General features: G+C 69.9%; 18 protein-coding genes. 13 read left to right on the top strand and 5 right to left on the bottom strand.

What is annotated here, in order from left to right; all coding sequences use genetic code 11:
* Window positions 1-585: 585 nt before the first annotated feature.
* The 8 genes from BM066_RS10555 (at window position 586) to BM066_RS10520 (ending at window position 9,396) form a co-directional block, all read left to right on the top strand.
* Window positions 586-921, top strand: coding sequence for a hypothetical protein (locus BM066_RS10555; protein WP_143093708.1), 336 nt, complete (start codon window positions 586-588; stop codon window positions 919-921).
* 169 nt (window positions 922-1,090) lie between these two features.
* Window positions 1,091-1,420, top strand: coding sequence for a hypothetical protein (locus BM066_RS10550; RefSeq protein WP_143093707.1), 330 nt, complete (start codon window positions 1,091-1,093; stop codon window positions 1,418-1,420).
* 159 nt (window positions 1,421-1,579) lie between these two features.
* Entirely contained in the window at window positions 1,580-2,242 is a 663-nt protein-coding gene (gene plsY / locus BM066_RS10545) for a glycerol-3-phosphate 1-O-acyltransferase PlsY (protein WP_089927274.1), read from the top strand.
* Window positions 2,239-3,342 (top strand): DNA-processing protein DprA, encoded by a 1,104-nt coding sequence (gene dprA, locus BM066_RS10540; RefSeq protein ID WP_089927270.1) that lies wholly within the window; start codon window positions 2,239-2,241, stop codon window positions 3,340-3,342. Before plsY ends, dprA begins: the two co-directional genes overlap by 4 nt.
* Window positions 3,343-3,414: 72 nt before the next feature.
* Window positions 3,415-4,455, top strand: coding sequence for an alpha/beta hydrolase (locus BM066_RS10535; protein WP_089927265.1), 1,041 nt, complete (start codon window positions 3,415-3,417; stop codon window positions 4,453-4,455).
* Window positions 4,456-4,631: 176 nt separating this feature from the next.
* A complete protein-coding gene (gene topA, locus BM066_RS10530; protein ID WP_089927262.1) occupies window positions 4,632-7,313 on the top strand; it encodes a type I DNA topoisomerase in 2,682 nt (893 codons plus the stop codon).
* 31 nt (window positions 7,314-7,344) lie between these two features.
* Window positions 7,345-7,710, top strand: coding sequence for a hypothetical protein (locus tag BM066_RS10525; RefSeq protein WP_089927258.1), 366 nt, complete (start codon window positions 7,345-7,347; stop codon window positions 7,708-7,710).
* Window positions 7,711-7,794: 84 nt separating this feature from the next.
* On the top strand, window positions 7,795-9,396 hold the full coding sequence (locus BM066_RS10520) for a hypothetical protein (protein ID WP_089927254.1): 1,602 nt from the start codon (window positions 7,795-7,797) through the stop codon (window positions 9,394-9,396).
* 30 nt (window positions 9,397-9,426) lie between these two features.
* On the opposite strand, the gene BM066_RS10515 is transcribed toward BM066_RS10520, so the two are convergent.
* Window positions 9,427-10,524 (bottom strand): alpha/beta fold hydrolase, encoded by a 1,098-nt coding sequence (locus BM066_RS10515; RefSeq protein ID WP_089927250.1) that lies wholly within the window; start codon window positions 10,522-10,524, stop codon window positions 9,427-9,429.
* 129 nt (window positions 10,525-10,653) lie between these two features.
* On the opposite strand from BM066_RS10515, the gene rnr reads away from it, so the two are divergent.
* On the top strand, window positions 10,654-12,981 hold the full coding sequence (rnr, locus tag BM066_RS10510; RefSeq protein ID WP_089927246.1) for a ribonuclease R: 2,328 nt from the start codon (window positions 10,654-10,656) through the stop codon (window positions 12,979-12,981).
* Window positions 12,982-13,207: 226 nt separating this feature from the next.
* Here rnr and BM066_RS10505 read toward each other — a convergent pair whose 3' ends face one another.
* Both BM066_RS10505 and BM066_RS10500 read right to left on the bottom strand, forming a co-directional pair.
* Complete coding sequence (locus BM066_RS10505) at window positions 13,208-14,254, bottom strand: SGNH/GDSL hydrolase family protein (RefSeq protein ID WP_089927241.1); 1,047 nt, start codon at window positions 14,252-14,254, stop codon at window positions 13,208-13,210.
* Between the two features lie 28 nt (window positions 14,255-14,282).
* Window positions 14,283-15,578, bottom strand: a complete 1,296-nt coding sequence (locus BM066_RS10500; protein WP_089927236.1) for an amidohydrolase — start codon at window positions 15,576-15,578, stop codon at window positions 14,283-14,285.
* 289 nt (window positions 15,579-15,867) lie between these two features.
* Between BM066_RS10500 and BM066_RS10495 the strand changes: the two genes are divergently transcribed.
* From BM066_RS10495 to BM066_RS10480, 4 genes are all read left to right on the top strand, one after another.
* Window positions 15,868-16,596, top strand: coding sequence for an NUDIX hydrolase (locus BM066_RS10495; RefSeq protein ID WP_089927232.1), 729 nt, complete (start codon window positions 15,868-15,870; stop codon window positions 16,594-16,596).
* A 19-nt stretch (window positions 16,597-16,615) separates the two neighbouring features.
* A complete protein-coding gene (locus tag BM066_RS10490; RefSeq protein ID WP_089927229.1) occupies window positions 16,616-17,062 on the top strand; it encodes a DUF6265 family protein in 447 nt (148 codons plus the stop codon).
* 81 nt (window positions 17,063-17,143) lie between these two features.
* Window positions 17,144-17,311, top strand: a complete 168-nt coding sequence (gene rpmG / locus BM066_RS10485; RefSeq protein WP_010920317.1) for a 50S ribosomal protein L33 — start codon at window positions 17,144-17,146, stop codon at window positions 17,309-17,311.
* A gap of 104 nt (window positions 17,312-17,415) precedes the next feature.
* Entirely contained in the window at window positions 17,416-18,186 is a 771-nt protein-coding gene (locus BM066_RS10480) for a glutaminyl-peptide cyclotransferase (RefSeq protein ID WP_218150902.1), read from the top strand.
* 133 nt (window positions 18,187-18,319) lie between these two features.
* Here the strand turns inward: BM066_RS10480 and BM066_RS10475 are convergent, their stop codons facing one another.
* Window positions 18,320-19,684 carry a PleD family two-component system response regulator gene (locus tag BM066_RS10475; protein ID WP_089927226.1) on the bottom strand — a complete coding sequence of 455 codons (1,365 nt, stop codon included), beginning with the start codon at window positions 19,682-19,684 and terminating at the stop codon, window positions 18,320-18,322.
* A gap of 4 nt (window positions 19,685-19,688) precedes the next feature.
* Window positions 19,689-20,057 (bottom strand): cell-cycle response regulator DivK, encoded by a 369-nt coding sequence (gene divK / locus BM066_RS10470; RefSeq protein WP_029916211.1) that lies wholly within the window; start codon window positions 20,055-20,057, stop codon window positions 19,689-19,691.
* Window positions 20,058-20,152 lie beyond the last annotated feature (95 nt).

The raw sequence follows: 20,152 nt of genomic DNA, 5'->3' as shown, positions 1-20,152 counted from the left end.
GCCGGACATCGTCCGGAGTGTTTGAATAGTAACCGTTTCGACGAAGCCCGATCGCTCCGCGCGGTCGTTTTCCGCCAGCGTCCGGTGGGCAGCCCTGTTGAGGCTTAGCCGGACCCGGTCTCGATCCCTTTCGGGAGAAACCAGACGCCGGGGGCGCGGGCCTATGGGCAATTCACACGCTTTGTCCCCGGTCGACGCCGACGGCGGGCGGGCTCCCCAACGATGGAAGGCCCCGGACACGCTGGAGTAACCCCCTCCAGCCCAGTCCCGCTCGATCGCCCCCCGCCGCCGCATCGGTCGCTGGCCATGCGCCCTTTCCCCGCGTCGAGGTGCTTATGAGTGTACGGGCGGTTTCAGCGCCGAGGGGATGTGACGCTCATCTATTTGCAAGACGTTGGGATCGCTTGGGTTTCTTCCGCCTCCGGCGGGGATTGGCGCTGCTCCATCCCCACGGAGGAATACTCCGGCCCATTAAGCTACCGTTGTAATTGCATGCGGAGCCCTGTCACCCCCAAGCTTCACCATGCTATGAATCGCCCTCGTCAGGTCGGCGATCGGCGCCGGCGGAGTTTGGGGATAGTTCGAATGGGTATGATCCGTAGCGCCGCATTGGCGGCGATCGCGACGGCCGCGGTGATGGCGCTTCCCGCCACAGCCTCGGCCTACACCCATTGCACGGCGACGGTGACCCGCATCTGGGCCGGCGACAACGGGCACGTGTTCATCGATTACATGACCACGACCGGCAATACCGCGGGCGCCGTCGTCATGACGCCGACCAATCCCAATCGCGAGGCGGTGCTCAGCCTGGCCATAACCGCCATGACCACGTCCCGGAAGATCACAGCGCGCTACACGCCGGACGGCGCCAGCTGCGCCGGAGCCCACTTTGACGTCGAGGGCGTGTATCTGGAGCCCTGAAGGCGAAGCAACGCGCTCTTGGAATGAGCGTTGGAAAGAAGAACGCTCTTGCCCACCGAACTACCGTTCCAATTGCATGCGGAGCCCTGTCGCCCCCAAGCTTCACCATGCTATGGATCGCCCTCGACAGGTCGGCGATCGGCGCCGGCGGGGCTTGGGGATAGTTCGAATGGGTATGATCCGTAGCGCCGCATTGGCGGCGATCGCGACGGCCGCGGTGATGGCGCTTCCCGCCACAGCCTCGGCCTCCACCGAATGCCAGGCCAAGGTGTCGCGAATCTGGGTGGGCGATGGCGGACATGTCTACATTTTCCTGGCGAACGGCCCCGCCGCGGTGCTGACCCCGACCGATCCCAATCGCGAGGCGGCCCTGGCGGCGGCGATGACCGCGCAGTCGACGGGCCGCAGCGTCACGGTCCGTTTCAGCGCCGACGGCGTGTCCTGCACCACCGTCGTCGCACGGTTCGACTTCGTCGGCCTGTACCTCGAATCGTTCTGACGATCGGAACCGGCCGCCCTCTTCGCCCGTCCGGCGAAAGCTGGGAAATCGGTAGAGTCTCGACCGGCGGCGCGGCTATAAAAGCCAAAACCGGCGTTTTCGCGCTTGCCATGGGCCCGGCGCGCCGGGCAGCTTCGCCACATCCATAGGTCGCATTCCGTGCAAGATCTCGCCCAAGCCGTCTACCTGTCCCTCGGCCTCGCCCTGCTCGGCGGCTATCTGCTGGGCTCGATTCCGTTCGGCCTGATCGCCACGCGGCTGGGCGGGGCCGGCGACATCCGGCAGATCGGCTCGGGCAATATCGGCGCGACCAACGTGCTGCGCTCGGGCCGCAAGGACCTGGCGGCCATCACCCTGCTGGGCGACGCCGGCAAGGGCGTGGTGGCGGTGCTGCTGGCCCGCTGGCTGAGCCACGGCAACCCGTTCGTCATCGCCCTGGCCGGCGGCGCGGCCTTCACCGGCCACCTGTTCCCCGTCTGGCTGAAGTTCAAGGGCGGCAAGGGGGTGGCCACCTTCTACGGCGTGCTGCTGGCCGCCTGCTGGCCGGTGGGCCTGCTGGCCGCCGTCACCTGGCTGGCCGTGGCCGCCCTGTTCCGCATCAGCTCGCTGGCCGCCCTGGTCGCCGCCGCCTTCGCCGCGCCGTTCGCCCTGGCCACCGACCAGGACGCCGCCTTCCTGGGCCTTTGCCTGTTCATGGCGGTGCTGATCTTCATCCGCCACAAGGACAACATCAGCCGGTTGCTGAAGGGCCAGGAGCCCCGCATCGGCAAGAAGAAGACGGCCGAGACGCCGCCTTCCAACGACAAGATCGGCGCCGCTTGACCCCGCGCCGCCTCTCGGACAGCGAGCGCCTGGCCTGGCTGAGGCTGGCGCGCACCGAGACGGTCGGCCCGGTCGCCTTCGACCATCTTTTGCAGAGGTTCGGCTCCGCCGAACGCGCTTTGCAGGCCCTGCCCGACCTGGCCCGCCGCGCCGGCCGCGCCTCGCCCCTGCGCCCGCCGCCCGAGGACGAGGTCCTGCGGGAGCTGGACTGCGGCCGGCGCCTGGGCGCGCGGCTGATCTGCGCCTGCGAGCCGGACTATCCCCCGCGCCTGGCCGTCCTGGATCCGCCGCCGCCGGTGCTGTGGGCCCTGGGCCACGCCGAGCTGCTGTCCCAGCCCAGCCTGGCCGTCGTCGGGGCGCGGATCGCCTCGGCCGGCGGCCAGCGCTTCGCCCGCCAGCTGGCCGCGGAGCTGGGCCGGCACGGCTATGTGGTGGTGTCGGGCCTGGCGCGCGGCGTCGACGGCGCGGCCCACGAGGGCGCCCTGGCGACCGGGACCATCGCGGTGCTGGGCGGCGGGGTGTCGGACATCTATCCGCCCGAGCACGCCGGGCTGCACGCCCGCATCGCCGGCGAAGGCGGCTGCATCGTCAGCGAGAGCGCCCCCGACCGCCGGGCGATCGCCAAGGACTTCCCCCGCCGCAACCGCATCATCTCGGGCCTGGCGCTGGGGGTGATCGTGGTCGAGGCCGAGCTGAAGTCCGGCTCGCTGATCACCGCCCGCCTGGCCGCCGAGCAGGGCCGCGACGTCTTCGCCGTGCCCGGCTCGCCGCTGGATCCGCGCGCCAAGGGACCCAACGACCTGATCCGCCAGGGCGCGATCCTGTGCGAGGGCGTCGAGGACGTGCTGCGCGCGCTGTCGGGCCAGGCCCACCTGCGCGAGCGCGAACGGCCCTACGTCGCCGAGGACGACGGCGCCGATCTCGACCACGACGCCCTGCGCCAAGCCGTCGCCGCCCTCCTCTCGCCCACCCCGGTGTCGCGCGACGAGCTGGTCCGCGCCACCCACGCCCCGACCTCGGCGGTGATGGCGGCCCTGGTGGAGCTGGCCCTGGCCGAACGGGCGGAGCTGCTGCCGGGCGGGATGGTGACGGGGGTTTGATCCGGCTTGGGCCTGGGGGTGGACGGGGAGCCGATACAACCACAATGTTGAATTGATTTCGGGGGAAACGGCATGCGGCGTCTTGGACTGGTCTCGGCCCTGGCGCTGACGGCCCTGAATTCCTCCGCCTTGGCCCAGACGGCCAGCAACGCACTTCCCCAGGGTCTCGGGCCGGACTTCTACGCCGCCGCCCACCAAGCGATTGAGGTCGAGCCCGGCCGTCACCTGAACCTCGTCTGCCTGGGCCGAGGCGCGCCGACCGTCATCCTGGAAGCGGGCATGGGCGACGACAGCCTGGCCTGGCGGAAGGTCCACGCCGGCCTGGCGGCCATCACCCGCACCTGCGCCTACGACCGCGCCGGCTACGGACTCAGCGACGCGGCGCGGCGGGCGTCGGACGCCGACAACACCGTGGACGACCTGGCCCTGCTGCTGGACACGGCGCCGATCGACGACCCCGTCGTGCTGGTCGGCCATTCGCTGGGCGGGCTCTACGCCACCCACTTCACCAACCTGCACCCCGGCCGCGTCGCGGGCCTGGTGTTGCTGGACCCGTCCCAGCCGGGCGACGGCCGGGCCTATGGGGCGCTGTGGGACCACGGCCGGAAGGCCTACGCCCAATCGATCGCCGACGGCGAGACCTGCCTGGCGGCCGCGCGCAAGGCCGACCTGACGCCGGCCAATGGTCCCGCCGACTGCCTGGAGGACCCGCCGGGCCGCGACCCGGCCTTCCACGACGAACTGAACCGGCGCTGGGGCAAGGCCAAGTACATCGCCGCCAACATCTCGGAAATGCGCAGCATGCTGGCCGACGAGGCCGGCGACAGCGTCGATGGGCGCCAGGCCGGGCCAAGGCAGCGCGACTTCGGCGCCCTGCCGCTGATCGTGCTGGTGTCCGATCCGACCAAGCCGCCCAGCCCTCCCCCGGGCTGGGACGAAGGCACGGCGATCAAGCACCGCCTGGACCGGGAACTGGCGGCGCGCTCGACGCAGGGCCGGTTCCAGCTGGTCCCGGGCTCCCGGCATGGTATCCAGGACGACGCGCCCCAGGTCGTGGTCGACGCCGTCCGATCGGTGGTTCAGGCGGCCCGCCAAGCGCCGCCGAAGCCCTAGGCGCCCGACAGCGATACGGGGCGAAATATTCCTCTCTCTTAAGAGAGAGCCGGGAACCAAATACGCCGTCCGCGACAGCCGCCGTTGACAGACCCCTGGCGCCGCCCCCACTTTCCGGCCCTCGCCGCCTTGGTTCGCCTTGGGGACGAACCCAATTCCCAGGCATCAAGGTCCTAATGAACGTCGTCGTCGTCGAGAGCCCGGCCAAGGCCAAGACCATCAACAAGTATCTCGGGTCCGACTACAAGGTTCTCGCCTCGTACGGTCACATCCGCGACTTGCCGTCGAAGGACGGGTCGGTCGAGCCGGACAACGACTTCGCCATGAGCTGGGAAGTCGACGGCAAGGCCACCAAGCGGGTGTCCGACATCGTCGACGCTCTGAAGGGCGCCGACCGCCTGATCCTGGCCACCGACCCCGACCGCGAGGGGGAGGCCATCAGCTGGCACGTGCTGGAGGTGCTGCAGAAGAAGAAGGCGATCAAGGACAAGACCGTCCAGCGGGTCACCTTCAACGCCATCACCAAGTCGAGCGTGCTGGAGGCCATGGCCAATCCGCGCGACATCGACATGGAGCTGGTCGAGGCCTATCTGGCCCGCCGCGCCCTGGACTACCTGGTCGGCTTCACCCTGTCGCCGGTGCTGTGGCGCAAGCTGCCGGGCTCGCGCTCGGCCGGCCGCGTGCAGTCGGTCTGCCTGCGGCTGATCGTCGACCGCGAGCTGGAGATCGAGCGCTTCAAGACCCAGGAATACTGGACCGTCGAGGCCGACGTCACGGCCGGCGCCGAGCCGTTCCTGGCCCGCCTAGTCAAGCACGAGAACAAGAAGCTCACCAAGTTCGACCTCGCCAACGAGACCTCGGCCCTGGCCGCCAAGGCCGCCGTGCAGAAGGCCGTGTTCAAGGTCGCGGCCGTCGAGAAGAAGCCCGGCAAGCGCTCGCCCGCCCCGCCCTTCACCACCTCGACCCTGCAGCAGGAAGCCGCCCGCAAGCTGGGCTTTTCCGCCCAACGCACCATGCAGGCCGCCCAGAAGCTGTACGAAGGCATCGACATCGGCGGCGAGACCGTCGGCCTGATCACCTACATGCGGACCGACGGCGTGTCGGTCGAGCCGGAAGGCATCGCCGAGGCGCGCAGCGTGATCGGCAACGTCTACGGCGAGACCTACGTCCCCGAGACCCCGCGCTACTACAAGGCCAAGGCCAAGAACGCCCAGGAGGCCCACGAAGCCATCCGCCCGACCAGCCTGCGCCGCAATCCCGGCTCGCTGCGCCTGGAGCCGGACCTGGGGCGGCTGTACGAGCTGATCTGGAAGCGGATGATCGCCTCGCAGATGGAAAGCGCCCGCATCGAGCGCACCACGGTCGACCTGGAGAGCGCCGACGGCCAGACCGGGATGCGCGCCACCGGCCAGGTGGTGCTGTTCCCCGGCTACCTAGCCGTCTACGAGGAAGGCCGCGACGACGAGGGCGACGAGGACAGCGCCCGCCTGCCGATGATCGAGGAAGGCGCCAGCGCCAAGGTGCTGGACGCCCGCGCCGACCAGCACTTCACCGAGCCGCCGCCGCGCTATTCGGAAGCCAGCCTGGTCAAGAAGATGGAAGAGCTGGGCATCGGCCGCCCCTCGACCTACGCCTCGGTGCTGACCGTGCTGCGCGACCGCGCCTATGTCCGCATGGAGAAGCAGCGCTTCATCCCCGAGGACAAGGGCCGGCTGGTCACGGCGTTCCTGGAGCAGTTCTTCCGCCGCTACGTGGAGTACGACTTCACCGCCGCCCTGGAAGAGCAGCTGGACCTGGTGTCGGACGGCAAGCTGGATTGGAAGCAGTTCCTGCGCGACTTCTGGCGCGACTTCCACGCCGCGGTCGGCGAGATCGCCGAGCTGCGCACCACCAACGTCCTGGACGCCCTGAACGAGGCCCTGGGCCCGCACATCTTCCCGGACAAGGGCGACGGCTCCAATCCCCGCACCTGCCCGACCTGCGGCACGGGCCAGCTCTCCCTGAAGACCGGCAAGTTCGGGGCCTTCATTGGCTGCTCGAACTATCCCGAATGCCGCTTCACCCGCCAGTTGGCCACGGCCGAGGGCGACGGCGAGGCGGAAGCCGCCGACAAGGAGCTGGGAATCAACCCGGCGACCGGCCGCGCGGTCTGGCTGAAGAACGGGCGCTTTGGCCCCTATGTCGAGGAACTGGCGGCGGAGGGCAGCAGCGACAAGCCCAAGCGCTCCAGCCTGCCCAAGGGCTGGACGGCGGCGGCGGTCGACCTGGAAAAGGCCCTGCGCCTGCTGTCCCTGCCCCGCGAGGTCGGCGCCCACCCCGACGACGGCAAGACCATTACCGCGGGCCTGGGCCGCTTCGGGCCGTTCGTGCTGCACGACGGCACCTACGCCAACCTGGAGAACCCGGAAGACGTCTTCGACATCGGCCTGAACCGCGCGGTGGCTCTGCTGGCTGACAAGCGGGCCGGCGGCGGGCGTCCGCAACGCGGCCAGGCCGCGGCCCTGGCCGAACTGGGCAACCACCCCGAGGACGGCAAGCCGATCCGCGTGCTGTCGGGCCGCTTCGGGCCCTACATCAAGCACGGCGACACCAACGCCAACGTGCCCAAGGGCGCGGATCCCGCGGCCCTGACCCTGGATGAGGCCGTGGCTCTGATCGCCGAGCGGGTCGCCAAGGGCGGCGGCGGCAAGAAGCCGGTCAAGAAGGCCGCCGCGGCCAAGAAAGCCCCCGCCAAGACCAAGGCCGCCGCGGCGACCGACGGCGCGGCGGCGGCGAAGAAAGCCCCGGCCAAGAAGGCTCCGGCCAAGAAAACGGCGGCGAAAAAGCCCGCCGCGACAAAGGCCAAAGCCGAGGCGTGACGCGCCTCGGCGGTGGGGGTAGGCTAGCAGCATGACGTCGCTTGAACGCCCCCTGCCGTTGCCTATCGTGGTCGTGATCCTGTCGGCGATCAGCGTCGCCGGCTTCGCGTTCGGCCTGAAGAACGCCCTGCTGAAGACCGACCACGAGGCGGCCTCGACCGCGCCGCTGGCCGAGGTTTCGGGCGTGCCGGTGCGCGAGGCCGCGCCGGTCGTCGCCGAGGTCGCCCCGCCCCCGCCGGTCGAGGCTCCCAAGCCCAAGCCGGTCGAAGAGGTCGAGGAGGCCCCCGTCGCCGCCGCGCCGGTCGTCGAGACCCCGCCCGCCGCGCCGGCCGAGCCGGAAAAGAAGCCGGAACCGCCGCCCCAGGCCCCGCCGCAGCGGATCGAGGACCTGTACTAGGGTTTTCCCTAGCGCGCGGCCCCGACACAAGCGTGACAAGGATAGCCCCCGCAACCGTGGTCCCGCCATGCTCGAAGGCTCCGCATGAAGTCCTGGCCCTGCCTCGTCCTGCTCGTCGCCTGCGCCGCGACCGCCCCCGCCCTGGCCCAGACCGAGAATGAACGGCTGGAGGCGGTGGCCTCGGTCATCGGGCTGGACATGTCCGCCGAGGCGATGATCGGCTATTGCGAGCAGGCCGCGCCCGAGGCCGCGTCGGGTCTTCGTCCCCAGTGGCTGGCCTGGCGCGAGGACGCCCTGCTGCCCCAGGTCTCGCAGGCGCTGGGCCCGGACAAGCTAAGCCAGCTGCGCGGGGTCATGGGCTCGGTGGCGACCAAGGCCGTCGGCAAGCTCAAGCAGATGGGTCCGCCCCAGGCCGCCTGCCCCCAGATCGCCGGCTGGCTGAAGGAGGGCCCGTTCGTCACGCGGACAGCCTATCCCGCGCTCTATGCCGACCTGCCGGCCGTTGGATCGACCACAGTCCCCGCGACGCGAGCCGCGGCCCCGCTGGCGACAGCGACCACGGGCGGCGTGTACTACACGCCTGCCCAGCTGAAGGCCCTGGTCGCTTCCTGGTGGGGCCCGGCGCGGGACCACGACCGCGCGAGCCGGATGCTGGACCAGGCCGGTCGCCTTTATATTCAAGGCCGGGTCATGGCCCGCGGCGACACCTATTTCCTGGAAACCAACGACGGGACCTTCCGCTCCAAATGGCCGGTCGCCACGGACCTGTCGGACCGGGAGCTGGCGCCGTTCGCGGGGCGGACGATCACGGTCGAAGGCGCGATGCAGGAGCTTCCCAGCGGCCTGGTCTTTTTCAAGGAAACCCGCATCGTGGACGGCGCGGGCCTGAAGCCCTCGCCCCTGCCGTCGGAGCCCGGCCTCTACCGGATGGACGTGGAGGCGGCGCAGATCACGGCCGCGCCCGGCGCCGGCCTCGCGCCCGCCCAGGTCCATGGCCTGCTGCACAACAGCTACGGCGCGACCGGCGCCAACGGCTATGAGTTCCGCGAGGACATCTTCCTGCTGCTCAAGGACGGTACGGCCTATCTGGGACATTCGGTCGCCCCCAACGCGCTGGACGTCGCCAAGTCGCGCAAGCTGGAGCCGCAACTCTGGGCCCGCTGGCGCGCCAAGGGCGACGGCTTCCAGATCCTCCGCCAGGACGATTTCGGCCGCCCCGACGGCGACTGGGCCGACCAGGCCGGCCATCTGGTCGCCACCTGGAAGCCCAACCAGCGCCTGGACGCCACCTACACCGCCCAGGCCTTCTACGGCAGCCTGGCCCTGGGCGGGACCTACAGCTCCACCGCCTACAAGTTCTCCGGCGACGGTCGCTTCGAGGTGATCGGCTACAAGCAGTCCGGCTCGGGCTCGATGGCGGCGGCCTCCGGCTTCACGGCCAGCGGCGCGGGCTATTCCGACGGCGAGGGGTCCCGCGCCTCGGCGGGCGGCGGAACGGCGGGCGTGTTCGCCGGGTCGCGGTCGCGATCCGACGACGGCGCCAGCCAGCGCGGAAGCTATCGGCTGGAAGGGTTGAGCCTGGTGCTCAAATACGACGACGGCCACGCCGAGTCGGTGCTCTGCGCGCCCTGGGGCGCCGATCTGACGCGAATCTACATGTTCGGACGAACCTTCAGTCGGAACTAGGCAAGGCCGTCTTCGTGACCCCGGCGAGGCTCAGCGTCCCAGTCGCCGTTCCGCGGCGAGCGCGACTGGCCGGACGTACTGGTTGAGCAGCGCCAGATAGGCGGCCGCGTGGGTCTCAAGGGCGTGGTTGCCCGCGCCCGGTATGGTGACGAACAGCTTCTTCGGCGCCGTCAGGCCATCCAGCCAGGTCTTGGCCATCGGCGCGGGCGCGCTGGTCCCCTCCTCGCCCTGGATCACGAACACGGGCACGGACAGGCGCGGTCCCAGCGACGCATAGTCGAAGCTTTCGCCCCAGGCGCGTCCCAGGACCTGCTCGTTGCGCGCCGCAGCGGCCTGGGCGGCGGTGAGGTCGGCCACCGTCCAGTGCGGCGCGCTGAGCGCCTCCTGCATCGGATTGGCGGGCACGGGACCGCGATACCTGACGAACGCCCTTTGGAAGGCGGCGACCCGGGCCGGATCGCGGGGCTCGCGAAACGGATCGGGCCCGCTGACCTTCAGGTCGGCCAGCGCCGCCTGGTCGCCGGCCGCCGTCGCCAGCCGCAGCAGACGCGCGTAGCCGAAGCGCTCGCGTTCGGCGCGGGACTTGACGATCTGACCCGCGCCCACATAGGCCGAAAACAGCTCGGGGCGGGCCATGACCATCTTCACGCCCAGGGTCGAACCGAAATTGACGCCCAGCAGCACAATCTTCGCCTTGCCGAGGCGATGACGCAGATGGTCCGTCAGCTCCAGGCCGTCCTGAACCAATCGCTCGATCGTCAGGTCGGGACCGATCGTTCCGCCGGCCGCGACGAAGGTCTTGCCTGCGCCGCGCGGGTCCCACTGGACGATGGTGAAGCCCTTCTCCCAGGGCTGGAAGGTCCGGACATAGGGGCTGAGGATCGCGCCCGGGCCGTCGACCTGGGTCCCGCCGACGATCAGCAGCACGGGGTTGGCCCGGTCCTCGCCCCGGATCGTCACCCACTGCCGGATCCCGCCGATCTCGACGAAGTCTTCCTCATCGACCCCGTTCGGCATGGTGATCGCGTAGGGACTTGCGGCAGGCGGCGAACTGGCGACGGCCGGGCTGGCCAGGATGAGGGAGACGCAGGCCGAGAGGCCGCAGAGGAACTTCGCACGACAGATCATGGCTTCAAATCCAATTACATTTGTAATCTCTTTGAAGATTACGCACGTAATTTTACCAGTCAACCCAGCTTTCGGCGTTCCGGCGTGTTTCCCTTGGCCATCCGCCCCCTTGCCGGGTTAAGCCAGGGCATGGCCAAACCGCGCTCGCCCAAATCGTCAAAATTCCCCGCCGCCTCGAAGGCCGTAGGAGCCAAGCCGCCCGCCGGCTTGCCGGATCGCGAGACCCTGCTGGCCTTCCTGCGCGACGCCGGCGAGAGCGGCAAGGCCGACATCGCCCGCCATTTCGGCCTGAAGGGCGCCGACCGCCGGGCCCTGCGCGAGATGCTGCGGGCCATGGAAGCCGACGGCAGCCTGGGCAAGCGCGGGCGCCGGGGCTTCGCGCAGGCCGGCGCCCTGCCCCCCGTCGGCGTGGTCGACGTGGTCGAGCGCGACGCCGACGGCGACCTCTATGTCCGCCTGACCAAGGATTCGGAAGACACGCCCCAGGTGCGCCTGGCCCCCGGCAAGGGCGAGGCGGCCGGCGGCGCGCCGGGCCTGGGCGACCGCCTGCTGGTCCGGTTCGAGCAGCTGGAGAGCGGCGAGACCGAGGCTCGGCTGATCAAGCGGCTGGGCCAGAGCGCCCACAAGCTGCTGGGGGTGATCCGCAAGCACCGGCGCGAGACCCGCGTCGAGCCGGTCGACCGCAAGTCCAAGGAAAGCCTGCTGATCGACAATCAGGCCGCCGAGGACCTGAAGGAGGGCGATCTGGTGCTGGCCCAGGTCAGCGGGTCCGGCGCGCGCTACGGACCCAAGTTCGGCAAGATCCTGGAGGTGCTGGGCAGCGAGGACGACCCGCGCGCCGCCTCGCTGATCGCCATCCACAGCCACGGCATCCCCACCGGCTTCTCGGAAGAGGCCGAGGCCGAGGCGGGCGCGGCCCAGCCGCCGACCCTGGAAGGCCGCGACGACCTGCGCGACCTGCCGTTCGTCACCATCGATCCCGTCGACGCCCGCGACCACGACGACGCCGTCTACGCCCATCCCGATCCGGACGCCGGCAATGTGGGCGGCTGGGTGGTCTGGGTGGCCATCGCCGACGTCGCCGCCTATGTGCGCCCCGGTTCGGCCCTGGACCGCGACGCCCGCGAGAAGGGCAACAGCGTCTACTTCCCCGACCGGGTGGAGCCGATGCTGCCCGAGACCCTGTCCAACGGCCTGTGTTCCTTACGCGAAGGCGAGAACCGCGCGACCCTGGCCGTGCGGATGGTGTTCGACGCCGCCGGCCGCAAGAAGAGCCACAAGTTCGTGCGCGGCCTGATGCGCAGCGCCGCCAAGCTGTCGTACGAGCAGGCCCAGGCCGCCATCGACGGCGTCGCCCCGCCCGACGGCCAGGACGCCGACAAGGCCGGGCCGCTGCTGGACCCGATCCTCAAGCCCCTGTGGGCCGCCTTCCGCCTGATGGGCAAGGGCCGCGAGGTCCGCTCGCCCCTGGCCATCGAGAGCGACGAGCGCCGCATCATCATCCGCGAGGGCGAGATCCAGTCGATCACCCGCCGCGCCAGCCTCGAGGCCCACAAGCTGATCGAGGAGATGATGATCCAGGCCAACGTCTGCGCCGCCGAGACCCTGGAAGCCAAGCGCCTGCCGCTGATCTACCGGGTGCACGACACGCCCAGCCAGGAAAAGGTCATGAGCCTGGTCGAGTTCCTGCAGACCCTGGAGGTGAAGTGGTCCAAGGGCGAGGCCCCGACCACGGCGCGCTTCAACAAGCTGCTGGACGACACGCGCGAGAGCCCGCACGCGGCGATCATCAACGAGGTGGTCCTGCGCACCCAGATGCAGGCCCACTATTCCAGCGACAACCTGGGCCACTTCGGGCTGAACCTGGCCCGCTACGCCCACTTCACCAGCCCGATCCGCCGCTACGCTGACCTGATCGTCCACCGGGCCCTGATCCGCGCCCTGAACCTGGGGACCGACGGCCTGACCGACCAGGACATCGCCCAGATCAAGGACACCGCCGAGGTCATCACCCACGCCGAGCGGCGGGCCATGGCCGCCGAGCGCGACGCCACCGACCGCTACATCGCCGCCTTTTTGGCCGACCGGGTGGGCGCGACGTTCAGTGGACGGATCACCGGCGTCACCCGCTTCGGCCTGTTCGTGAAGCTGGACGAGACGGGGGCCGACGGCCTGGTTCCGGTCTCGACCCTGGGCGAGGAATATTTCGTCCACGACGACCGCATGCACGCCCTGGTCGGCGAGCGCACGGGCAAGCGCTTCCCCCTGGGCCTGGCGGTCGAGGTGAAGCTGCGCGAGGCCACGCCGGTGACCGGCGGCCTGCTGTTCGAGATGCTGACCGACGCCTTGCCGGCGGATCCCAAGGCCCCGAGGCCAAGGCTGGGCGTGCGGGCCCGGACGCCGGTCAAGCCGCGCGGCGGCCTGCCGAAGGGCGTACGGCGCGGGAAGCGGCGGTAGCGCCCTCTCCCGGCGGGAGAGGGAGGGGCCCGCGCTCGAAGAGCGTGGGAGGGTGAGGGATTACACCCTCACCGTTTTCACACGAACGCCCTGCCTCTGAATGAGGACGTGCACATGAACATGTCCCCCGTCGCGTTCACGCCCTGCCGGCACGCCGTCGGACTCAGAACCCCCTCACCCTCCCACGCTTCGCGCGGGCCCCTCCCTCTCCCCATGGGAGAGGGCGTCAGTGGAGGATCATCCGCGCCGCCGCCTCCAGCTTGTCGGCCATCATCCGCTGGTCCGCCGTCGACGGGTGCCAGTTGCAGGCGGCCAGCTCCATGCCGGTGATCCGCACCGGAGTGGCCAGGCCGGGCGTCTCGGCGTCGACCGTCTGGACCACCTGTTCGACGTCTGCCGCGAAGCTGTCGCCGGCGATCAGCAGGAACCGCGCCTGGGGCTGGCGGCGGGCCAGGTCGCGGATGAAGCCGGCGTAGGTCTGGCGATAGTCGGCGTGCAGGGCGGCCTCGTCGGCCCAAGGCTCGCCCGGGGCGAGCGGCGTCGAGAAATCGTTGGTGCCCAGGCCGATGACGATCAGGTCGGGCCGCCAGGGCTCGGCCGGGTCGACGCTGGGCGTCGCCTCGCCGGGGATCAGCCGCGGATAGAGCGCTGGCAGGGGCTGGCCGGGCGAGGAACCGCCGTAGTTGCGCACCACGCCCCGCCCCGAGAAGGCGACGATCCGGTAGTCCGCGTCCAGTCGGCGCGACAGGATCGGGCCGAAGGTCAGGCTGGTGTCGGTCAGGTCGTGGATCTCGGCCTCGGTGCAGTCGTGCTTGGTGGCGCGCACGCCGTAGCCCACCGTGTGGGAGTCGCCGATGAACTCGATCCGGTGCGGACGGCGGGTCGGCGGCAGGGCCTGGCCGTCCGCCCCGACGAAGAAGCCCAGGAACCGGGCCGAGCCGGACTGGCTCTCGGTCAGCTTGTCCAGTCGCACGACGTGCTCGCCGGGTCCCAGGTCCTTGAAGGCCAGGCGCGTGACGCCCGGCTTGGCCAGCTCGGTGCGCACCTGGCCGTCGATGCTGATCGCCAGATGCTCCGCCTGCGGATCGACGGCCACCTCGACCGACGGACCCGTGAAACGCCCTTCGAAATAGACGCCGGGCCAGCCGAACTCCGCCGCCCCCTTCGGCAGGGGCACGACCCGGCCGCCGATGTTCGGCGTCAGGGCGGTCTCGGCCGCCGCCGGGCTCGACAGGGCCAGGGCCGCGACGGCGGCGAGAAACAACGATCGCAAGCAGGTCTCCTCTAGGCGCGGGGACGCGCTACTTCTTGGCCAAATAGTCCAGCGCCAGCAAGACCTCGGCCTTCACCCCGGTCTCGAACACCGCCTCGTCGACGTCGAAATAGGGCGAGTGGTTGGCCGGGGCGGTGGCGGCGGGCACGTTGGCCGGGCGGCCGCCCAGCTGGATGAACACGGCGGGGATCTTCTCGCCGTAGCGCGAGAAGTCCTCGGCCCCGGTGACCAGGGCCGCCTGGTCGTCGACCTTGCCCGGCGAGGCCTGCTCCAGCACCGGCCTGACCCAGGCCGACAGGGCCGGGTCGTTGCGGGTGACCGGATAGGGCTGGGTGAACACCGCCTGGGCTTTCGCGCCGTAGCGGTCGCCGATCGCGGCCACCGTTTTCTGGACCTTGTCGATCACCTCGGCCCGGCGCTCGGGATTGAAGGTGCGCAGGGTGCCGGTCATGGTCAGGTCTTCGGGGATGATGTTGTTGCGCACCCCCATGTTGATGGTCGCCACGGTCAGCACGGTGGGCGAGGCGCCGACGTCGACCTGGCGGGCCGACAGCTGGTTGAAGGCCTGGACGATGTCGGCCGCCACGCTGGCCATGTCGATCCCGGCCCAGGGCCGCGCCCCGTGGGTCTGCTTGCCCTTGACGGTGATCGTCAGGCGGTCCGAGCCGGCATAGAAGCCGCCGGCCCGGTAGTTCAGGGCGTGGGCGTCGCCGGGGCCGATGTGCAGGCCGAAGATGGCGTCGACCTTGGGGTTGTCCAGGGCGCCGTCGCGGATCATCAGGCCCGCCCCGCCCTCCTCGCCGGCCTGGGAGCCTTCCTCGGCCGGCTGGAACAGCACCACCACCGTGCCAGGGATCTGGGCCTTCATCCCGGCCAGCACGGTCGCCGCCCCCAGCAGCATGGCCACGTGGGTGTCGTGGCCGCAGGCGTGCATGACGGGCAGGGTCCGGCCTTCCCACTGGGCGGTGACCTTGGAGGCGAACGGCAGGTCGGTCTTCTCCTCGACCGGCAGGGCGTCCATGTCGGCGCGCAGGGCCACCACCTTGCCGGGCTTGCCGCCCTTCAGCACGCCGACCACGCCAGTGCGGCCGACGCCCTCGCGGACCTCGAAGCCCAGGGCGCGCAGCTCCTTGGCCACCAGGGCGGCGGTGCGGACCTCCTGGTTGCCCAGCTCGGGATGCTCGTGGATGTCGCGCCGCCAGGCCACGACCTTGGGCTGGACGGCCTTGGCGGCGGCCGCCACCTGGGCGGTGGAGGGCGCGGCCAGCGCCGGTCCGGCCAGCAGCGCGGCGGCCAGAGCCAGCCCGGAAACCCTTGCGAACATGCCGTCCCTCGATTCCTCAAATCCCCGGGCGGAGCTTGGGCGGGCGGTCGATGGGGGTCAAGGCGCGGAGGCCACCAAGGCGGCCCCCTCCCCCAAAACGGTTGTCATCCCGGAAGCCTCGCAGAGGCTGTCCGGGATCCAGGGGACTGGGCGAATGCGGTGCGGTCGCCCAGTCCCCTGGATTCCGGACAAGCGCTGCGCGCTTTCCGGGATGACGACGGTTGGTGAGCTCGGACCACTTACCCTACGGACGGCTGGCGCTCGTCCGCATCCAGTCTAAGCTGCCGCCATGGACGAGCCGATCGAAGCCCAGTTCGACACCCGCAACGACGGCGACGTCCGCGATCCCGACGCCGCGGTGCTGAAGCCGCGCCACGCCGCCACCCTGATCGTCGTCCGGAACGACGGTCCCAAGCCGCGGATCCTGATGGGCCGCCGCAACCGGGGCCTGGCCTTCATGGCCGACAAGTGGGTGTTCCCCGGCGGCCGGGTCGACCGAGGCGACTACGCCGCCCCCTCGGCCAGCGAGCTGTCATCCGAGGTCGCCGCGCGCCTGGCCCTGGAGCCGCGCCATCCCAGCCCCGCCCGCCTGGCCCGCGCCCTGGCCCTGGCGGCGGTGCGCGAGACCTTCGAGGAGACCGGCCTGCTGCTGGCCCGGGCCGCGCCGGTCAGACCGGGGGCCGGCGCCTGGCGGCCGTTCCTGGCCCAGGGCGCCCTGCCCGACCTGGCGTCGCTGGCCTTCGTGGCCCGGGCCATCACCCCGCCCTACCGCACCCGCCGCTTCGACGCCCGCTTCTTCATGGCCCCCGCCAGCGCCCTGCTGAGCCTGGAGCGCCAGCCCGACTGCGGCGAGCTGGACGAGATCGGCTGGTTCGACCTGGACCAGGCGCGCGCGCTGGACCTGCCCAACATCACCCGCTTCGTCGTCCACGAGGCGGCCCAGCGCCTGGCCGACCCTGGACGTCCGGCCCCGTTCATGCGCTTCCTGCGCGGGGCGCGGCAGTTGAGTTATCTGTAGAGCGCCCCACGAGGCCGCCATGCTCGCCCTGATCCTCGCCGCCCAGCTGGCCGGTCCGCCGGCCAAGATCGACCAGATGGCCTGGCTGAAGGGCTGCTGGGTGCAGGCCAGGCCCGACGGCGCGGTCGAGGAGCTGTGGATGGCCCCCGGCGGCGGCGTGATGCTGGGCCTGGGCCGCACGGTCCGCGACGGCAAGCTGCGCGAGTACGAATTTGTCCGCATCGTCGAGGCCGACGGCTCGCTGGCCTATGTCGCCGAGCCCTCGGGCCAGGAGAAGGCCGCCTTCCCGCTCAAGAGCTTGACGGCGGACGAGGCGGTGTTCGAGAACCCGGCGCACGACTTTCCCCAGCGGGTGATCTATCGCCGGCTGGGACCCGACGCCGTGACCGGCCGGATCGAGGGCCAGATCGGCGGCCAGGCCAGGGCCGTCGATTTCCCCTACAAACGATGCGCGACCGGCAATTGACTTTGCGCCGCCGGTGAGTATGTTCCGCGCCTCTTAATTCGACCGCGTAGGGACCTGCGCGACCATCGCAGGGATTCGACCATGGCCAAACCGGCTTCCATCAAGATCCGCCTGAACTCGACGGCGGACACCGGCTTCTTCTACGTGACCAAGAAGAACGCCCGCACCAAGACCGAAAAGATGGTGCTGAAGAAGTACGATCCGGTCATCCGCAAGCACGTCGAATTCCGCGAAGGCAAGATCAAGTAGGTCTGCCGACCCTTCGTGATGCGACAAGACGCCCGGCCGCCAAGCCGGGCGTTTTTCTTTGGGCGCCATTCTTTCCGCACATGAGGCGGGCTAAGGGTTTGCGGATGATGCGCCGGACCGTCCTGATCGCCCTCGTGAGCCTGCTGGCGGCCTGCGCCCCGCGCGGCCACGCCGCCACGCCGGTCTATGGCTACCAGGTGGTCCGCACCTATCCCCACGACCCCAACGCCTTCACCGAGGGCCTCTTCCTGCGCGACGGCTTCCTGTACGAGAGCACGGGGCTGGAGGGTGCCTCGTCGATCCGCAAGACCGTGCTGGAGACCGGGAGCGTCGAGAACGAGCGCTCGATCTCCAGCCAGTTCTTCGGCGAGGGGATCATCGACTGGAAGGACCGGCTGATCCAGCTGACCTGGAAGACCCAGGTCGGCTTCGTCTACGGGATCGACGACTTCGAGACGAAGGGCGAGTTCAGCTATCCGGGCGAGGGCTGGGCCCTGACCCGCGACGACAAGCGGATCATCATGAGCGACGGAACCCCGCGCCTGCGGTTCCTGGATCCCGAGACGCTGAAGGAGACCGGCGGGATCACCGTCACCGACGAGGGCAAGCCGGTCGACCAGCTGAACGAGCTGGAATGGGTCAAGGGCGAGATCTACGCCAACATCTGGCAGACCGACCGCATCGCCCGCATCGACCCGGCGACCGGCAAGGTGAAGAGCTGGATCGACCTGACCGGCCTGCTGCCCGTCGAGGATCGCGCCCGCGCCGACGTGCTGAACGGCATCGCCTACGACGCCAAGGCGGACCGACTGATCGTGACCGGCAAGCTGTGGCCGCGGCTGTATGAGATCAGGCTCGTTCCCAAACCTCACTGACGATTGTCATCCCGGGCGTAGCGAAGCGAAGACCCGGGACCGCCGGAAGCTCTGAGTTCACGCGTCGATCCCGGATCGGCGCGCTACGCGCTTGTCCGGGATGACAGAATTCGGAATTCGGGAAATAGCAGCCCTAAGCCGCCTTCCCCACCACCGCGTTGCGCCCGGACTTCTTGGCCTCGTACACCGCCTCGTCGGCGCGCTTGAGCAGGGCCTCGGGGGTGTCGTTGGGGCCGCTGGTGGCCGAGACGCCGATCGAGATGGTCACGGTCAGCAGCTCGCTGCCGTGGGCCACGCGGAACGGCGAGCCGGAGACGTGCATGCGAATCCGCTCGGCGATGCGCAGGGCGTCGGTCAGCTGGGTGTCGGGCATGATCACCGTGAACTCCTCGCCGCCGTAGCGGCAAGGCAGGTCGATGGCGCGGACGTTTGAGGCCAGGCGCAGGGCGAACTCGCGCAGTACCTCGTCGCCGACGTCGTGGCCGAAGCCGTCGTTGATCTTCTTGAAGTGGTCGATGTCGATCAGCAGGGCCGCGACCGGGTCGCCGCCCAGGCCCGCGCGCTTGGCCAGCGAGTCGAGCTGGCCGGACATGTAGCGGCGATTGTGCAGGCCGGTCAGCTGGTCGGTGACCGCCAGCTCCAGGCTGTGGTCGAGGTTCTGGCGCAGGTAGTCGGTATAGCGCTTGCGCTGGATCTGGGTCTTGACCCGGGCGGCCAGCTCCTGCGGGTCGATCGGCCGCGGCAGGATGTCGTTGATGCCGATCTCCAGCGCCTTGACCAGGCGCTGGCGCTCGTCGGGATCGACCATGGCCAGGATCGGCAGGTGACGGGTGCGCTCGTCCGACCGCAGGCTGGCGGCGAAGCGCAGGCCGTCGAAGCCCTTGGCGGCGGCGTTGATGATCACCAGGTCGACCGGGCCGCCGGCGCTGATCTGGGCCTTGGCCGGATCGGATTCGATGACCGGGCGATGCTCGACCGCCAGTTCGGCGGCCACGCGCTGGGCCTGGCGCTCGTTGTCGTCGACCACCAGCACCCGGCCGCCCAGGCCGTCCAGGCGCGAGGCGGCGCCGGCGATCACGCCCATGCGCCGGCCCGAGGCCTCGCGCTGGCGCAGTTCGTCGATCACCAGCTTGAAGCGGGTCAGGCTGCGCACCCGGGCGAACAGCATGACGTCGTCGATCGGCTTGGTCAGGAAGTCCGAGGCCCCGGCCTCCAGCCCCTGGATTCGGTCGGCGCGACCGTCCAGGGCCGTGACCAGCACCACGGGGATGTGGCGGGTGGCGGGGTCTTCCTTGAGCTTGCGACAGACGGTGAAGCCGTCCATGCCGGGCATCATCACGTCCAGCAGGATGACGTCGGGCAGTTCGGCCGCCGCCAGGGCCAGGGCGGTGGGGCCGTCATAGGCCACGGAGACCTGATAATATTCGGCCGACAGCTTGGCCTCGAGCAGGCGGACATTGGCCTCGATGTCGTCGACGACCAGGATGCGCGCGCTCACGGGCCTACCTCTCCAGCAACCGGCGAATGGTGTCCAGGAAGTGCGACACCGAGATGGGCTTGGAAATATAGGCCTCGCAGCCGCCTTCGCGAATCCGCTCTTCGTCGCCCTTCATAGCGAATGCCGTAACGGCGACGACGGGGATATGTGACAGATCGTCGTCCTCTTTCAGCCACTTGGTGACTTCGAGGCCCGAGATCTCGGGCAGCTGGATATCCATCAGGATCAGGTCCGGACGGTGCTCGCGGGCGATCGACAGCGCCTGCAGGCCCTCGCGGGTCTGCAGGGTCTCATAGCCCTGGGCTTCGAGCAGGTCATGAAAGAGTTTCATGTTCAGCTCGTTATCCTCGACGATGAGGACCTTCTTCGTCATCCTGACCCCGACCATTCCGGTCCGTGGCGATGCATGAGGGATTCGCGTCGCTTCTGGATTCCAGATCGCACGAATATCCTTAAGCCCGCGCTAAT

The organism is Caulobacter sp. UNC279MFTsu5.1 (assembly GCF_900114015.1).
Taxonomy (GTDB): Bacteria; Pseudomonadota; Alphaproteobacteria; order Caulobacterales; family Caulobacteraceae; genus Caulobacter.
The sequence above is the reverse complement of the archived record's forward strand: the minus strand, read 5'-3'. Positions and strand labels throughout refer to the sequence as shown.

Excerpts from the sequence above, each read along its gene's own strand:
- BM066_RS10555 (WP_143093708.1), top strand. The coding sequence starts at position 586 with ATGGGTATGATCCGTAGCGCCGCATTGGCGGCGATCGCGACGGCCGCG.
- BM066_RS10525 (WP_089927258.1), top strand. The coding sequence starts at position 7,345 with ATGACGTCGCTTGAACGCCCCCTGCCGTTGCCTATCGTGGTCGTGATC.
- rnr (WP_089927246.1), top strand. The coding sequence starts at position 10,654 with ATGGCCAAACCGCGCTCGCCCAAATCGTCAAAATTCCCCGCCGCCTCG.
- rpmG (WP_010920317.1), top strand. The coding sequence starts at position 17,144 with ATGGCCAAACCGGCTTCCATCAAGATCCGCCTGAACTCGACGGCGGAC.
- BM066_RS10535 (WP_089927265.1), top strand. The coding sequence starts at position 3,415 with ATGCGGCGTCTTGGACTGGTCTCGGCCCTGGCGCTGACGGCCCTGAAT.
- BM066_RS10500 (WP_089927236.1), bottom strand. The coding sequence starts at position 15,578 with ATGTTCGCAAGGGTTTCCGGGCTGGCTCTGGCCGCCGCGCTGCTGGCC.
- BM066_RS10495 (WP_089927232.1), top strand. The coding sequence starts at position 15,868 with ATGGACGAGCCGATCGAAGCCCAGTTCGACACCCGCAACGACGGCGAC.
- BM066_RS10520 (WP_089927254.1), top strand. The coding sequence starts at position 7,795 with ATGAAGTCCTGGCCCTGCCTCGTCCTGCTCGTCGCCTGCGCCGCGACC.
- BM066_RS10490 (WP_089927229.1), top strand. The coding sequence starts at position 16,616 with ATGCTCGCCCTGATCCTCGCCGCCCAGCTGGCCGGTCCGCCGGCCAAG.
- BM066_RS10480 (WP_218150902.1), top strand. The coding sequence starts at position 17,416 with ATGATGCGCCGGACCGTCCTGATCGCCCTCGTGAGCCTGCTGGCGGCC.
- BM066_RS10515 (WP_089927250.1), bottom strand. The coding sequence starts at position 10,524 with ATGATCTGTCGTGCGAAGTTCCTCTGCGGCCTCTCGGCCTGCGTCTCC.
- topA (WP_089927262.1), top strand. The coding sequence starts at position 4,632 with ATGAACGTCGTCGTCGTCGAGAGCCCGGCCAAGGCCAAGACCATCAAC.
- divK (WP_029916211.1), bottom strand. The coding sequence starts at position 20,057 with ATGACGAAGAAGGTCCTCATCGTCGAGGATAACGAGCTGAACATGAAA.
- BM066_RS10550 (WP_143093707.1), top strand. The coding sequence starts at position 1,091 with ATGGGTATGATCCGTAGCGCCGCATTGGCGGCGATCGCGACGGCCGCG.